Raw genomic sequence first — 14,855 nt, 5'->3', positions numbered from 1 at the left:
ACCTGCGAGCGCGGTCGGGCGCCGAGGTCACGCTCCGGAGCGCACGCCGCACCTCACGGTCGCTGCCGGGCTCGGCGGCAGCGCTCGGCAGGGGGCAGGCCCCGCTCCCGCTCGAAGGACCAAGCGGCCACGGCGGGATGGTCGAGCCGAGCGCCGAGACGTCACCCGGATCCTCTGGAACTCCCGGATTGCAGCAGCCGGGCCGGGTCGGAGGATCCGTCGCTGCCGATGTGCCCGGGCATCTGACCTCGCCAACCATCCGCCGGAGCTCCTTGCCCGGACGAATCGAGCGCAGCGGCGGCACCTCCGGACGGGGTTCGACTTCACCGTTCCGAAACGGTCCCCGTCGACCCGGTCCGCCGGCGCCTGGACGCCGTCGACGATGAGCGAATCGGGGTGGTCCACAGCAAGTTTGGCCAGATCGAGCTGGTATGCCGGGCGGCACTGCAGCGCGAGCGACAGGGCGATGCCGCACAGCGCGAGACCGGACAGCACCGCCGAGGCGCCACCGTATGCCTGGCCCGCGTCGCCGAGCCGGGCCCGGTCCCGATGGCCGCGCGACGACACACACTTCGTGCGACGACCAGTCGAGCACGACCGGGGAGACAGCGACGACGCCCGCGACGGCGCCGATGCCGATGCCGATGCCGAGGAGCACCGATGATCCCGCGAGCAGCAGCCGCATCCACCACGCCCACGCCATGGCCAATGGTGGCAATGGATCACCACTGACAGCAATGGCGCAGATACGGGATTGAGGTCAGTGCTCCGCGGCCGGTACCACCAGGGGGCGCTCGGCGGCGTCCAGGGCGGCCAGCGTCTCGAGTTCGGCGCGGTAGGTGGCGCGGTCCAGGTCGCCGGTGAAGAGGCGGGCGGTGGCCAGGCCCTCGGCGGCGGCGCGGCGGCGGTGCAGGCGGCCCGGGGCGGTGGACCTGAGGACGTGGCGGGCGATGAGCAGGGCATAGACGCCGGCCGTCGCCGCCGCGGCGATCATCGTCGCGAGCATTGCAGCATGGTACGAAAGGCTTCGGCGGGAGTGGTACCGGCTCTGCGGGTACAAAAAGGGCGCTGGAATGCTGACCCCGTGGAGAGCAGCGGGTATCGGCGCTCGGCGGGGACTGCGCGTGGTGAGGCGCGGCGGCTGGAGCTGCTGGAGAAGGTCGTCGAGGATCTGGCCGCCAACGGGCTCGTGGACTTCTCGCTGCGGCGGGCGGCGCGGGCCGCGGGCACGACGCACAAGGTGCTGCTGTACCACTTCGAGGGCGTCGACGACCTGCTCGTCCAGGCCGTCGACCGGCTGCGCGAGCGGCGGATCGGGTCCGGGCTGGCGGCCGCGGCGGGCTCGACGAGCGGGCTGGCCGCCCGGGTCGCGGCCCTGTGGCCGGTGCTGACCGATCCGCGGTTCGGGCACCGGGTCCTGGAGCAGTCGACCGGGCTGGCGATGTACGACCCGGGGCGCTACGCGCGGTTCGGCCGGGAGGCGACAGCCGTCTACCTGCCGGCGCTGCTGTCGCTGTGCCCGTCGGAGTGGGACGACGTGCGCCGGGCCGAGGTCGCCGAGATGGTCCTGGCCACGCTGCGCGGGCTGCTGCTCGACCGGGTGACCGGCGGCGACGAGGAGGGGGTCGAGGCCGGGCTGCGGGCGCTCCTGCGGGCCCTCGAGCGCGAGGAGGGGGCTGGCGCCTGATGTGAACCACGTGGTTCACTTCAGGGCATGGCGGAGATCGAGCTCGGGGTGGGGATCGTCGAATACCGGGACACCGGAGGCGACGGGCCGGTCATGGTGCTGCTGCACGGGCTGCTGATGGACGCGACATTGTGGGATGCCGTCATTGCCGACGTCTCCCGCAGCTTCCGGGTCATCGCGCCCACCCTGCCGCTCGGCGCCCACCGCACGGCCGTGCATGCCGACGCCGACCTCTCCCTCGCCGGCATCGCCGCCGTCACGACGGAGCTGCTCGAACGGCTGGAGCTGCGCGACGTGACGCTCGTCGGCAACGACACCGGCGGGGCGGTCGCGCAGCTGGTGGCCGCGGCGTCGCCCCGGGTCGGCCGGCTCGTCCTGGTCGCGTGCGAGGCGTTCGACAACCTGCCGCCCGGGCTCACCGGCCGGACCGTGGCCGCGCTCGGGAAGCTGCCGCCCGGGCTGTTCCGGGCCTTCATGCAGCAGATGCGGCTGAAGCCGGCCCGGCGGCTGCCCATCGCGTTCGGGTGGCTCACCAAGCGCGGCGACGCGGCCACGCGGGCCTGGATGGAGCCGATCCTGACCCGGCCGGGGATCGCCCGGGACGCGGTGCGGGCCCTGCGGTCGCTCTTCGCCGACCGGGCGATCCTGCTGCGGGCCGCCGAGGACCTGCGGACGTTCGACCGGCCGGCGCTCGTCGTGTGGGCGGCCGGCGACCGGGTGATGCCGCCCGAGCACGGCCGCCGGCTGGCCGCGCTGCTCCCCCAGGGGAAGCTGGTGACGATCGACGACACCGCCACGCTGATCCCGCTCGATCAGCCGGCCCGGCTCGCCGCCGCGATTCAGTCCTGGTGAACGTCGTGGTGGATGCGGCCCGCCGTGGTGGTCAGGCGGGCCCCGCCACCGCCCCAGCGCCCGGCGATGATCTCGGCCGCGATGCTCACCGCTGTCTCCTCCGGCGTGCGGGCGCCCAGGTCCAGGCCGATCGGCGAGGACAGGCGGGCCAGCTGCGCCGGGGCGATCCCGGCCTCGCGCAGGCGGGCCATGCGGTCGTCGTGGGTGCGGCGTGAGCCCATCGCGCCGACGTACGCGAACTCGCGGCTCAGCGCCACCCGCAGCACCGGCACGTCGAACTTCGGGTCGTGGGTGAGCACGCACACGACGGTGCGGTCGTCGACCCGGCCGGCGTCGATCTCGCCCTGGAGGTAGCGGTGCGGCCAGTCGACGACGACCTCGTCGGCGCCGGGGAAGCGTTTCGAGGTGGCGAAGACCGGGCGGGCGTCGCAGACCGTCACGCGGTACCCCAGGAAAGCACCGATGCGGGCCACGGAGGCGGCGAAGTCGATGGCCCCGAACACGAGCATGCGGGCCGGAGGGGCGTAGGAGGCCACGAACACCGCGAGGCCCTCGCCGCGGCGCTCGCCGTCGAGGCCGTAGTGCAGGGTGTCGGTGCGCCCGGCCGCGAGGAGGCCGCGGGCATCGTCGGTGACCGCGGCGTCGAGCCGGGCCGAGCCCAGCGTGCCGTCGACGCCGTCCGGCCAGACGACCAGGCGGCGGCCGATGTGCTCGCCCGGGCCCTCGACTATCGACACGACGGCGACCGCGGCGCGCTGCTCGATCGCGCGGGCCACCCGGTCCAGGGCCGGGAAGCGGGCCGGGTCGACCGGCTCCACGAGCAGCTCGATGATGCCGCCGCAGGTCAGCCCGACCGCGAAGGCGTCGTCGTCGCTGACGCCGTAGCGCTGCACGACCGGCACCCCCGTAGCGACCACCTCGCGGGCCAGCTCGTAGACGGCGCCTTCCACGCAGCCGCCGGAGACGCTGCCCACGGCGGTGCCGTCCGGGCCGGCGAGCATGGTGGCGCCGGGCGGGCGGGGCGAGCTGTGCCAGGTCCGGACCACCGTGGCCATCCCCACCGGCTCGCCGCGCCGCCACCAGGTCATCAGGTCGGGCAGGACGTCACGCACGGTGCACCTCCAGGCTGCGCACCAGCTCCTCGAGCGCCGCGACGGTGTGCCCGGCGACCAGCGCGTCGATGTGCGGCAGGACCGCGGCCAGGCCCCCGGCCGACGGCGCGAACCCCGGGCGCCCCGCGTGCGGGCTCACCCAGACCACCCGCGCGGCCAGGCGGCGCAGGTGGGCCACGGCATCGGCCAGGCGGGCCGGGTCGCCGGTCTCCCAGCCGTCGCTGAACACCACCACGACGGCCCGCCGGGCGGCGCCGCGGTGGCCGTCGCCGCGCACGAACGCGCTCACCGTGCCGGCCAGCCGGGTGCCGCCGCGCCAGTCGGGGATCGCCTGCCCGGCGACGCGCAGCGCCGTCTGCGGATCGCGGGTGCGCAGCGCGGCCGTGAGCGGCGTGAGCCGGGTGCCGAGGGCGTAGACGGCCGTCCACCGTGGACGGTGCCGCACCATGGCGTGGGCGAAGCGCAGCAGCGCATCGGCGTAGGGCGACATCGAGCCCGAGACGTCGACGAGCAGGACGACCTTGCGGGGCCGCGGCCGCCGGGCCTTGCGCAGCAGCACGTCGGGGCCGCGCAGCAGCGCGCGCACGGTGCGGCGCCGGTCGACCGGCCCCGTGCTGCTGCGCGTGTAGCGCCGCCCGGCCCGCACCGGCTTGACTCGCGCGGTCAGGGCCAGAAGCCGGGCCGCCTCCGCACGCTCCACAGTGGACAGCGTTGCCAGATCCCGGTTTCGCAGTACCTCCTCAGCGCTCGCCCGCACCGCCAGCGCCGGATCGCCCTCCTCGGCCCCCACCTGCGGCGGCATCGTCGCGCGGAACAGCGACCGCTCCGGCAGCCGCCGCACCGGCCACGGACTGCCTTTGGGGGCCGGATCGCGGGCCACGGCGTCGTACGCGGCGATGTCCTCGGGCGACCCGCACAGCGTCAGCCGCCCGACCCAGTACGCGTGCTCGGGACCCACCGCGTCGAGGGCGGACAGCAAGGCCAGGCGCCGGTCAAGCGAGTACATCGGCGGCCTTCACCAGCTCGATGTCCTCGCGCACCTTGAGCACCACGCCGAGCGTCTCCCGGGCCGGCTCCGGCAGCCCCAGCTCGCGCAGCGCGGCCGCCCAGTCGATCGCCTCGGCCACCCCGGGCGGCTTGACCAGGTCGAGCGTGCGCAGCTTCGCCGTGGCCGCGGCGACCCGGGCGGCGAGGCGCTCCTCGATCCCGGGCAGGCGCATCCGCAGGATGGCGGCCTCGCGCTCCGGCTCGGGGTGGGCGACCCAGTGGTACAGGCAGCGCCGTTTCAGCGCATCGTGGACCTCGCGCGTGCGGTTGCTCGTCACGACGACGACCGGCGGCACCTCGGCCACGATCCGGCCGAGCTCGGGCACGGTGACCGCGGCGTCGGCCAGCATCTCCAGCAGGTACGCCTCGAACTCGTCGTCGGCCCGGTCGACCTCGTCGACAAGCAGCACGCAGGGCGCGCGCTCGATCGCCTGCAGCAGCGGCCGCGCGAGCAGGAACCGCCTGTCGTAGAGGTCCGCCTCCAGTTCGTCGGCCGATCGCGCCCGGCCGGCCGCGGCCTCCACGGCCCGCAGGTGGAGCACCTGGCGCGGGAAGTCCCAGTCGTACAGCGCCTGCGCCGCGTCGAGCCCCTCGTAGCACTGCAGCCGGATCAGCTCGACGTCCGCGGCCGCGGCCAGGGCGGCGGCGAACGCGGTCTTGCCGACGCCGGCGTCACCTTCGAGGAAGATCGGCCGGTGCAGGCGCAGCGCGAGGAAGCCCGCCATCGCGAGCCCCTCGTCGGCGAGGTAGCCCACGTCGGCCAGGCGCGCCGCGAGTGCGGCCGGCGACGCGAAGTCCGGCACGCCCCCCACTATGCCTCGCGGCCCGGAAAAATACACCTGCGCCCGCGGTATCGGCGGCGCCATCATGACCGGGTGACGACACGCCTCTCCGGCGGGGTGATCCCGGCCGCCAGCGAACGCGTGTTCCCGCCCGGCGCCGACCGGCCGGGCACCCCGGTCGCCGTCGGCCCCGCCGACGCCGACCCCGGCCCGGCGCTGGAGCGGCTCGCGTCCCTGGTCGCGGCCGGTGGCGTGGTGGCGGCGGACGCCGGCGTGGATCTCGGGGACGGCTTCCGTTCGGCCCGCATCGAGGGCGGGGCCGGCAACCGCCGCGACGGTGTGCTGGCCGCGCTGCGGGTGGTCGGGGCGGCGCCGCTCGGCGCGCCGGCCGCGGTGTCGGTGGCGCTGTTCGGGATCGACGCGACACGGCCCCTCGGCGCGGCCGCGACGGCGGCGGTGGCGGCCGGGCGGTGGGCGGCGCTGCGGTTCGCGGTGACGGCGGCGGAGGTGCTGGGGCCGGAGCAGCTCGTGACGCTGCTCGGCCTGACCGCGCCGGACGGCTTCGACCCCTTCCCCGACGGCCTGCCCTCCGTCGTCGGGACGCACCTGCGGCAGATCCTCGACCCGCTCCCCCGGCCGCGCCGCCTCGCCCTGCTCCAGGACCTGTGGGCCGGCGTCTGCGCGCACGAGGAGGACCGGCGGCACCGGGCCCGGCGGCGCGCGACGCAGGCCGGCGAGGGCCGGCTGCATCAGCTCCGCGGGCGCCACGCCCGCTACCTCGACGACGAGATCGTCGAGGCGGTCCGCCGAACCGTCCGCCGGGAGCCCACCGTCGCTGACGCGGCCCGGTGGCAGGCGCCGCTGTGGTACCGCGAACAGCGCGCCAACGCGATCCTGTGGGACTGCCTCGCGGCGACGGTGCTGGTCCGGCTGGCGATCTCGGTCGCCGACCGCGGGAGCGCCGCGGCCCTGCACGAGCACCGCGCGGAGATCACCGCCGCCGCGGCGCTGCTGCACAAGCACCACGCCCGGCTGGCGGCGCAGACGATCGAGGGCTTCGTCGACCTCCCGGCCCGCCCCGGCATCGTCCTGCGCCGGATCGCGCAGCGGCCCGACGACGCCCTCGTGCGCGCCGCGGTCGCCGACGCCCGGATCTACGGGTGGCTGGCCCTGGAGAACGCGGTCGACATGCAATATGCCGTGCACGACGAACCGCCGGGTCTGGTACGGGGAGCAGCCCTGCGCTGGGCGGAGGGTTCGATGGCCGCGTGGCGGGAGGCGGTCGGGCTGTTCTCGCCTGAGCGACCGGCCCGGTGGCTGCAGCCGCCGCGGCTCGGCCTGGCCGAAGGGCTCAGCCTCGGGCAGCTCATCGAGCGCGGCGAGCCCGCCCCGGAGCACGTCGGGGATCTGCTGTGGATGGCCGAGCTCGGCGACGCCCTGGCCGTGCTCGAGGGGCACGCGGCGGCGGAGGTGCGGTACGGGCCGGTGCTGCACGTGGACTGGGACCCGCCGGCCGCCGAGCGCTCGCCGCTCGACCCGTCGTTGGACTCGATAGCGCTCGCCGCCGCCGGCACCGCGCAGCTCGCCGGGCTGGCCGGGCTGCGGGCCGGCACTGCTGTCGCGGCGGCGGCGCGGCGGGCCCGGACCTGGGCCGGGCTCATCACCTCGCTGCAGGAGGCGGCGGCCGTGGCGGAGGCGTTGACCGCCGCGTTCGTGGTGCCCGAGGCGGTGCTGGCCACCGACGGCTCCGCGCTGCCGGGCGGCCCGGAGCTGATCGAGATCGCCCGGACCGCGCGGCAGATCGCCGAGTGGGGCGGGTACATGGGCAACTGCATCGGCGGCCCCGACTACGTCGACGCGGCCCTCGACGGGCGGTGCGTCCTGGTCGCGCTGCGGGCCGCCGGCCTGCTGGTGCTCAACGCCGAGCTGCGCCCGTCCGCGCGCGGGTGGCGGACCGAGCAGGTGCGGGCCCGGTTCAACCACGACCCGGAGCCGGAGCTCGCCGAGCGCTTCCGCGCCTGGGTCGCCGCCCTGCCCCCGCCCCCGGTCGCCGCCCCGGCCGAGGCCCCGCCCCCGCCGGCCCGTCCCCGGCGCGGCCGGGTGCGCACTCCGGCCGCCCGCGTCGCCGCCGACCACGGACCTTCGCTCGGCACCCGCGCGGCCGCTGCGGTGGCGGAGGCGGCCGAGCCGGTGGGGCTGCTGGCCCGCCTCGCGCCGCTGCTCACGGAGAGCGAGCGGTACGACCACGTCGGCGCCCGGATCTACCCGACCGCTGAGGCGTTCCGGGCCCGCGACCTGGCGGCGCCCGGCCGCGCCCCGGTCGAGCCCCCTGCGGTGGGTGACGACCTCGCGGCGCTTACCGCGCTGCGCCGGGCCTCTCCCGGTGCGCTGATGCGGGCCCTGGCCGCGGCTCTCGAGCCGGGCGGCGGCCTCACCGCGGCGCAGGCGTGGCGGGCCGGGGGCGCCCGTCCGCTGACCGCGGCCCTGGCCGAGTACCCGGGGCCGGAGCTGCGGCCGCTGGCCGTCGACGCGCCGCTGCCGGGCTCGCTGCGGACGGTCGCCAAGGCGCCCGGCATCGCCGAGGCCCGCACCGCGGAACTCGTCGCGCAGCGGGTGCGCCGAGCCCTCGGCGGCCTGCTCCGGGCGGGCTCGGCGGCGCTGGCGGGGCGGCGGCCGTACGGGATCGACGTGCCGATGCTCTGCGCCTGCGCCCTGGCCGTGACGACCTGGTCCGGCCCGGGCGTCCCGGTCCTGGGCCCGCGCCGCGTCCACGTCGCCGGCTTCCCGGCCTCCGCCCTGAACGACGAGACCGGCCCGTGGGCCGCGGCCTGGCCGGACGCGGAGGAGCTGGGCGCCGACCGGGCCGCCTTCTGGTATCGGATCGTCGCGCACGGCCTGCTGGTGCCGGCCGCCTGGCTCGAACCTTCCGGCTGGCCCGCCCTGTGGACCCACGCCAACCGCCGCCGCGGATGACCCACCGTCACCACGGGCGGAGCGGCCGGGGCGGGTCCCCCGTCGACGGCCGCGCTCACTCCTCCGGCGGCACGTCCAGGTCGGTGTCGTCGGCGATGTCCTCGCAGGGCACGCCCTGCACCTGATCGGCGTGGGCGACCAGGTACGCCCGGGCACCCACGTCGGCCGTGGCGAGCGTCGACACCCCGCTCCAGTGGTCGCGCCCGAGGATCACCGGATGCCCCCGCTTCCCCTTGTACGTGGCCGTGAGCAGCGCCGAAGGCCCGCCGGGCGCCGCGTCCAGCAGCCGCCGCACCGCGTCCGCCCCGATCCCGGGCGTGTCGACGAGCAGCACGGCCGCCGCCACCGCGTCGGTCTCGGCGAGCGCGGCCAGCCCGACCCGCAGCGACGAGCCCATCCCGCTCTTCCAGACCGGATTCTCGACGAGCTCGGCGTCGCCGAGCACAGCCTCATCGCGGACCCGGCCGGCCTCGGCCCCCAGGACCACCCAGATACGTGTGCAGCCGCCGTCGCGAAGGTTGGCGACGGCCCGCTCGACCAGCAGGCGTCCGTCCTCGTGGCGCACGAGGGCCTTCGGACCGCCGTACCGGCGGCCACCACCTGCGGCGAGTACCAGTCCGACAATCGCGCTCAGCGGGGTCTCCTACCTCCGACCGGTCAGCACCGACGCGCATCAGATTAGTACGCCGTCGGTACGCTGCTAACCCATGGCCCTCCATGATCACTGTTCGTACTGCGGCGCCGCCTATCCGCAAGGTGCCCCCTGGCCGCGCACCTGCACCTCCTGCGGCGAGACCACCTGGCGCAACCCACTCCCGGTAGCGGTGGTCCTCCTCCCGGTCGACACGGACGAGGGCCGCGGCATCGTGGTGGTGCGCCGGGACATCGAACCGATGCGCGGCGAGCTGGCGCTGCCGGGCGGCTTCATCGAGCTGGGCGAGACCTGGCAGGAGGCCGCCGCCCGCGAGCTGCGCGAGGAGACCACGATCCCGGCCGACCCGGCCGAGGTGCGCCTGTTCGACGTCCAGAGCGTCCGCAGCGGCAACCTGATCGTCTTCGGCGTCCTGCCACCGCGCCCGTACAACACCCTCCCCGCGTCGGTGCCGACCGACGAGTCGCTGGGCTTCGAGATCGCCGTGGGCCCCCGCCCGCTGTGCTTCCCGACGCACACCGACATGCTGGCGGCGTACTTCGCAGCGCCGTGACGCTCGGGCCGGCGCGTCACGGTGGGTCACTTTGCGTCGGAGTAGCGCTCCACGATCGAGACGTCCAGGGGGAAGCGGACCTCGGTGTCGCCGAAGAGCAGGGTCCGGGCCTCGTCGGCGGCGGAGTTGATGGCGTCGGCCACCGCGTCGGACTCGGCCCGGGGGCAGTGGACGATCACCTCGTCGTGCTGGAAGAAGACCAGCTCGGCCGCGTGGCCGGCCAGTGTCGTGCGCAGGCGGGCCAGCAGGACCAGCGCCCACTCCGCGGCCGTGCCCTGGATGACGAAGTTGCGGGTGAAGCGGCCCCTGGCCCGGCCCTTCGCGCCGCCGCGGAAGTCGGCCTCGGCGCCCGGCTCGTCGTAGCCCTCGCGCCAGGTCACTGACGACGGCGGGCAGGTCCGGCCCAGCCAGGTGCGGACCAGGCCGCCGGACTCGCCCGTGCGGGCGGCCTCCTCCACCAGGTCCCAGGCGGCCGGGTAGAAGCGGCGCAGCGCGGCCAGGGCCGGGGCGGCCATGCCGCTGGTTGCGCCGTACATCGCGCCCAGCAGTGCGATCTTCGCCTTCGTCCGGTCACCGTCGAACGCCTCCGCGGCCAGTGCGGCGTAGAGGTCGCCCTCGGCGGCGGCGCGGGCGAGGCGGCGGTCGCCCGACACGGCGGCCAGGACTCGCGGCTCCAACTGGCCGGCGTCGGCCACGACAAGGGTCCAGCCGGGGTCGGCCACCACCGCCCGGCGGACCACCTTGGGGATCTGCAGTGCGCCGCCGCCGCGCGTGGCCCAGCGGCCCGACACGACGCCGCCGGGGATGTACTCCGCGCGGAAGCGGCCGTCCGTCACCCACTGGTCGAGCCAGGTCCAGCCGTGCGCGGTCCAGAGCCGGTAGAGCTCCTTGTACTCCAGCAGGATCGGCACGGCCGGGTGGTCCACGTGCTCCAGCTCCCACTTGCGGGTGCTGCGCAGCATGATGCCGACGCGGGCGAAGGCGCGCAGCAGTTCGGCCGGTGAGTCCGGGTGCACGCGCTGGCCCAGGGCCTCGTTCAGACGGGCCCCGAGCTCGGCCAGGTGGGCCGGGGGGCCGCCCACCGGTGAGGGCGGGCCAAGGCGCTCGCGGAGCAGGGCGTCGTGGACGTCGGCGCGCCACGGGAGGCCCGCCCGGCCCATCTCGACGGCGACCAGGGCACCGGCCGACTCGACGGCGATCAGGGTGCGCATGCCGCCGGCCCGCGGGGCGAGCGCGTGGGCGGACTCGAGCTCGGGGAGGGCGGTGACCCGGCGCCGCTGAGCCCGGTAGACCGCCGCGAGCTCCTCGAGCGGTACGGTCGCCGCGTCGTCGAAGGCGTCGAAGAGCGAGTCCTGGGACAGGCCGGGCGGCTCGGCGGCGCGGGCCGGCGGGTCCGGTGGGACGGGGCGGCCGGCGAGGCGGGCACTGGCGGCGGCGAGCGTCCGGGGCTGTCCCCACGCGCCCTCCGCCCCGAGCAGGAGAGCCTCGGCGAGCTCCAGGTCGTGGCAGCGTTCGACGCGGACGCCGGCGCGATGCAGGCGCGGGTAGATCTCGGCCGTCGAGGCCCAGAGCCAGCGGGGACGGTCGCGTGACTCGACTCGTTTGACCGCCCCCGCCAGGTCCTGGACGTGCTGCTCGTCGCCTGCGGGCGTGCCGTCGTCGGCCAGCGGCCGGAGCCGGCCACCGGCCCCCGAGGGCGTCACCGCGACGAGCATATTGGCAAGTTACATCAGGCGGCACGGGCCGAGCGGGTGAAGGCACAGCCGGCCGGCGAGTGCTTCGCACGGCCCCGGTACTTCTCGTGAAAGCGCCGGGGCCGCGCGGGCCTATGGGTGCGAACTACTTCGAGATGCCGGAGGTGAGACCGGCCTGGACCTGCCGCTGGAAGGCGATGTACACGATCAGCACCGGCAGCATGGCCATCGTCAGGCCGGCGAACAGGCCGGACCAGTCGGACTTGTAACCCTGCTGCACCGAGAGGCTGATCAGGCCCTGGGCGAGCACCTCGTGGACCTTGCCGGCGCCGCTGAGGTCCTGCATCAGTACCGTCGGCAGGTACCACTGGTTCCACTGCCCGAGGACGTTGAAGATGCCGATGCTGATCAGGCCCGGCTTGGCCATCGGGAGCATCACGCGGAAGAACAGCGTGCTGTGCGACGCCCCGTCCACGAGCGCCGCCTCGGCGACCGAGGTCGGCAGGGTGCGGAAGAACGAGTGCATGAAGAAGATCGTGAACGACAGCGACCAGGCGACATACACGAGGATGAGCATCAGCCGTGAGTTGAGGCCCAGCAGCGGGAACGACACCCCGGTGTTCGCGACGCCCTTGAACAGGGGTACGACCGCGAGGTACACGGGCAGCGTCAGTCCCGAAAGGAACAGGAAGTAGATCGCGCGGTTGCCGGGGAACTCGTAGCGGGCCAGGACATAGGCCGCCATCGAGCCCAGGAGCATCGTGAGAATGACGCCGCCGCCGACGACGATCACGGTGTTGAAGAAGAACTCACCGAGCCCGCCCTTGGTCCAGGCCCGGGAGAAGTTGTCCCACTGCAGCGAGTGCGGGTTGAGCGACAGCGGCTCCTTGATGATGTACTTGTCCTCCTTGAATGACGACACCACCACCCAGATGATCGGGTAGAGCACCATGATGGCCCACACGACCAGGAACAGGTGCGAGAAGCCGCCGAACACCCGGTCGCCGAGCTTGACCGGCTCGGAGGACGCCTTCGGTACCGCGTGGTGATGACCGCCCTTGCCGGAGGGGGAAGTCCGCCGGTCGTTCACCGCCAGGTCAGCCATGTCAGAACTCGATTCGTTCGCGGCGGGTGATCCGCAGCTGGAGGGCGGCGATCAGCATCGTGAAGATGGCCAGCGCCACACCGAGGGCGCAGGCGTATCCGAACTGACCGCGGTTGAAGGCGGTGAACTGAATCACCGAAGCGAAGATCTCGGACGCGTGGTCGGGGCCGCCCTGGCTGGGAGTCATGACGTAGACTAGGGCGAACATGTCCAGCGCGGTGATGCCCAGGTAGACCCAGGCGACCGAGATGTTGTCCCGCAGCAGCGGCAGCGTGATCCGCACGAAGGTCGACACGCGGCCGGCGCCGTCGAGCAGCGCCGCCTCGTAGATGTCCTTCGGGATGCCCTGCATGGCCGCCGAGAACAGGACCATGTAGAAGCCGACGCCGCTCCAGACCGCGATGAGCAGCAGCCACCAGAGCACCGCGGGGATGCCGAGGATCGGGGTGGGGTCGGCGACGAACAGGTTGGGCTTGTCGGCGTCGATCAGCCCGAGCTTGATGAGCAGGCCGTTGAGCAGGCCCTGGTCGTCGGAGCGGTAGATCTGCTGCCACATCACGGCGATGAGGACCAGCGAGAGCACCTGCGGGAAGAAGAAGATGACCTTGTAGACGCTGGACCCGAAGACGCCCCGGATGCCGGCCTTGTCTCCGCGCCCGCCCACATTGAGGAGGAACGCGAAGAACAAGGCCAGCGCGATCGTGAACAGCGGCACGGTGACGAGGAAGAACACGTTGTGCCAGAAGGCCTTGTGCACCAGCTCGTCCTGGAACAACTTGACGTAGTTGTCCACGCCAACGAAGTCCTGTTTGTTCGAGTAGCCGCCCCAGTTGGTGAAGGAGTACCCCACCGCCTGGGCGAACGGCCACACCACGTAGAACGCGAAGAGCAGTACCGGTAGGGCGAGGAAGCCCGTCACGAACCGCGCTTTACCGTGCCGCATGATCAGTCACTACCTAACCGAGGGAAACGGACTACTTGTCGCGGGTCTGCTTCTTGATGCTCGAGTCCTTGCTGATCTTGTCCGCGACGGCCTGGATCTTCGTCACGAACCCGGCGGCGTCGGTACGACCGGCCATCAGGTCCTCGACGAGGTTCTGGCTCTCCTTGTCGTAGTCGGCGTAGAAGTCCGGGAAACGGAAGGAGATCAGGTCCGCGGGCGCGCTCTTCATGAGGGCGTTCGCGGAGGCCAGCGAGGTGTCGTCCACCTTGTCGCCCGAGCCCTTGACGGACGCGAGGGACTTGGTGAGCGACGCGAAGGCGCCGGCGCCCTCGGTGGAGAGCATCGCGCGCAGGTACTCCTTCGCACCGGCGGCGTTCGCGGCCTTGGCCGGGACGACCCAGTCCTCGCCGGCACCGGCGTAGACCGCGCCGGGGGCCTTCGGGCTGTCCACGTCCCAGTAGTTCGACAGCGTCAGCTTGAAGTCCGGCGGCAGGGTCTTCGCCATCTCGTTCTTGTACCAGGTGCCGACCTGGATGAACGCGGCCTTGCCGTCCAGGTGCGCCTGCTGCGACTGGGTGTGGTTGAGGCCCGAGCTACCGGCCAGGATCAGCCCGTCCTTGACCATCTTCTCGATGTTCTGCAGGCCCTCGAGGATGCCCGGCGCCTTCCAGGCGTTTTCCTTGAGGTTGTCGATGTCGATGACGGCCTGCTTGCCGGCCGCGTTCCACACCGTCTGCATCACGTGCCAGCGCGGGTAGTAGCCGTGCACGCCGTCGTAGACGAACGGGGCGATGCCGGCCGCCTTGATCTTCGGGGCGAGCGTGAAGAACTCGGCCCAGGTCTTCGGCGCGGTCCAGCTGTTCTTCTCGAACAGCGCGGCGTTGTACCACATGCCCCACACCGTGTAGGCGTACTTGAGCGTGTAGAACTTGCCGTTGTAGGTGCCGTCGTTGATCGTGCCCGGCAGCAGCGAGTCGCGGATCTTGCCGGAGCCGTCCCAGGTCGGGGCGTCGAGCAGGTCGTCCAGCGGCTGGATGGCGTTCTCGCTGATCAGCGTGCTGGTGTCCATGATGTCGGCACCCGAGTTGTTGATCAGGTCGCTCGGAGTGGTAGCCATCTTCGGCTGCTCCTGCGTCTTGATCTTCTGGGTGGCGCTCTGGTTCACCGTGACGTTGCCGTGCTTCGCGTTGAAGATCTGCACGTCCTTCTTCGCGTAGTCGGTGCCCAGACCACCGTCGAAGACGACGACCTTGACGGTGCTGCCGTCCTTGACGCCGAACGGGTTGTCGGCCGACTTGGTGCCGCCGTCGCTCGAGCTCGGAGTGTCGGAGTCGGAACCGGCGCACGCGGAGAGCAGACCGGCGGCGGGCGTGGCGAGCAGGCCCGCAGCCGCCGCGCGCCGCAGGACGGTACGACGAGTCAGTTCATTGGACATTTGGGGGTCTCCTCGGTTCG

14 protein-coding genes are annotated in these 14,855 nt (G+C 73.6%); 4 read left to right on the top strand and 10 right to left on the bottom strand.

Annotated elements, in window-relative coordinates; translation table 11 throughout:
- Nucleotides 1-27: 27 nt before the first annotated feature.
- A complete protein-coding gene (locus tag Dvina_RS55660; RefSeq protein WP_223102294.1) occupies nt 28-495 on the bottom strand; it encodes a hypothetical protein in 468 nt (155 codons plus the stop codon).
- 265 nt (nt 496-760) lie between these two features.
- Nucleotides 761-1,006, bottom strand: a complete 246-nt coding sequence (locus tag Dvina_RS10665; protein ID WP_223102293.1) for a hypothetical protein — start codon at nt 1,004-1,006, stop codon at nt 761-763.
- A 78-nt stretch (nt 1,007-1,084) separates the two neighbouring features.
- Between Dvina_RS10665 and Dvina_RS10660 the strand changes: the two genes are divergently transcribed.
- A complete protein-coding gene (locus Dvina_RS10660) occupies nt 1,085-1,687 on the top strand; it encodes a TetR/AcrR family transcriptional regulator (RefSeq protein ID WP_223102292.1) in 603 nt (200 codons plus the stop codon).
- A 27-nt stretch (nt 1,688-1,714) separates the two neighbouring features.
- Nucleotides 1,715-2,539 carry an alpha/beta fold hydrolase gene (locus tag Dvina_RS10655; RefSeq protein ID WP_223102291.1) on the top strand — a complete coding sequence of 275 codons (825 nt, stop codon included), beginning with the start codon at nt 1,715-1,717 and terminating at the stop codon, nt 2,537-2,539.
- Here the strand turns inward: Dvina_RS10655 and Dvina_RS10650 are convergent.
- Genes Dvina_RS10650 through Dvina_RS10640 form a run of 3 tightly spaced genes read right to left on the bottom strand, consistent with a single transcriptional unit; the run spans nt 2,527 to nt 5,501 of the window.
- Complete coding sequence (locus Dvina_RS10650) at nt 2,527-3,651, bottom strand: XdhC family protein (protein ID WP_246656139.1); 1,125 nt, start codon at nt 3,649-3,651, stop codon at nt 2,527-2,529. The genes Dvina_RS10655 and Dvina_RS10650 overlap by 13 nt on opposite strands.
- Nucleotides 3,644-4,657: a vWA domain-containing protein gene (locus tag Dvina_RS10645; protein WP_223102290.1), complete on the bottom strand. Its 1,014-nt coding sequence runs from the start codon at nt 4,655-4,657 to the stop codon at nt 3,644-3,646. The genes Dvina_RS10650 and Dvina_RS10645 overlap by 8 nt, the downstream gene beginning before the upstream one ends.
- Nucleotides 4,644-5,501: an AAA family ATPase gene (locus Dvina_RS10640; protein WP_223102289.1), complete on the bottom strand. Its 858-nt coding sequence runs from the start codon at nt 5,499-5,501 to the stop codon at nt 4,644-4,646. Before Dvina_RS10640 ends, Dvina_RS10645 begins: the two co-directional genes overlap by 14 nt.
- Before the next feature lie 72 nt (nt 5,502-5,573).
- Here Dvina_RS10640 and Dvina_RS10635 point away from each other — a divergent pair, with 72 nt between their 5' ends.
- A complete protein-coding gene (locus Dvina_RS10635; RefSeq protein WP_223102288.1) occupies nt 5,574-8,453 on the top strand; it encodes a PcfJ domain-containing protein in 2,880 nt (959 codons plus the stop codon).
- Between the two features lie 55 nt (nt 8,454-8,508).
- On the opposite strand, the gene Dvina_RS10630 is transcribed toward Dvina_RS10635, so the two are convergent.
- Nucleotides 8,509-9,018, bottom strand: a complete 510-nt coding sequence (locus Dvina_RS10630) for a nucleotidyltransferase family protein (protein ID WP_425516543.1) — start codon at nt 9,016-9,018, stop codon at nt 8,509-8,511.
- Between the two features lie 142 nt (nt 9,019-9,160).
- On the opposite strand from Dvina_RS10630, the gene Dvina_RS10625 reads away from it, so the two are divergent.
- Nucleotides 9,161-9,658: an NUDIX domain-containing protein gene (locus tag Dvina_RS10625; RefSeq protein WP_223102287.1), complete on the top strand. Its 498-nt coding sequence runs from the start codon at nt 9,161-9,163 to the stop codon at nt 9,656-9,658.
- Nucleotides 9,659-9,684: 26 nt separating this feature from the next.
- Here Dvina_RS10625 and Dvina_RS10620 read toward each other — a convergent pair whose 3' ends face one another.
- From Dvina_RS10620 to ngcE, 4 genes are all read right to left on the bottom strand, one after another.
- Complete coding sequence (locus Dvina_RS10620) at nt 9,685-11,373, bottom strand: bifunctional 3'-5' exonuclease/DNA polymerase (protein WP_223102286.1); 1,689 nt, start codon at nt 11,371-11,373, stop codon at nt 9,685-9,687.
- Between the two features lie 124 nt (nt 11,374-11,497).
- On the bottom strand, nt 11,498-12,304 hold the full coding sequence (locus Dvina_RS10615; RefSeq protein ID WP_343217190.1) for a carbohydrate ABC transporter permease: 807 nt from the start codon (nt 12,302-12,304) through the stop codon (nt 11,498-11,500).
- 154 nt (nt 12,305-12,458) lie between these two features.
- Complete coding sequence (locus Dvina_RS10610; protein WP_223102284.1) at nt 12,459-13,400, bottom strand: carbohydrate ABC transporter permease; 942 nt, start codon at nt 13,398-13,400, stop codon at nt 12,459-12,461.
- 31 nt (nt 13,401-13,431) lie between these two features.
- The gene (gene ngcE, locus Dvina_RS10605; RefSeq protein ID WP_223102283.1) at nt 13,432-14,835 is read right to left on the bottom strand and encodes an N-acetylglucosamine/diacetylchitobiose ABC transporter substrate-binding protein; all 1,404 of its coding nucleotides are present in this window, start codon (nt 14,833-14,835) and stop codon (nt 13,432-13,434) included.
- Between the last annotated feature and the right edge of the window lie 20 nt (nt 14,836-14,855).

Source organism: Dactylosporangium vinaceum (assembly GCF_019904175.1).
GTDB lineage: Bacteria > Actinomycetota > Actinomycetes > Mycobacteriales > Micromonosporaceae > Dactylosporangium > Dactylosporangium vinaceum.
The sequence above is the reverse complement of the archived record's forward strand: the minus strand, read 5'-3'. Positions and strand labels throughout refer to the sequence as shown.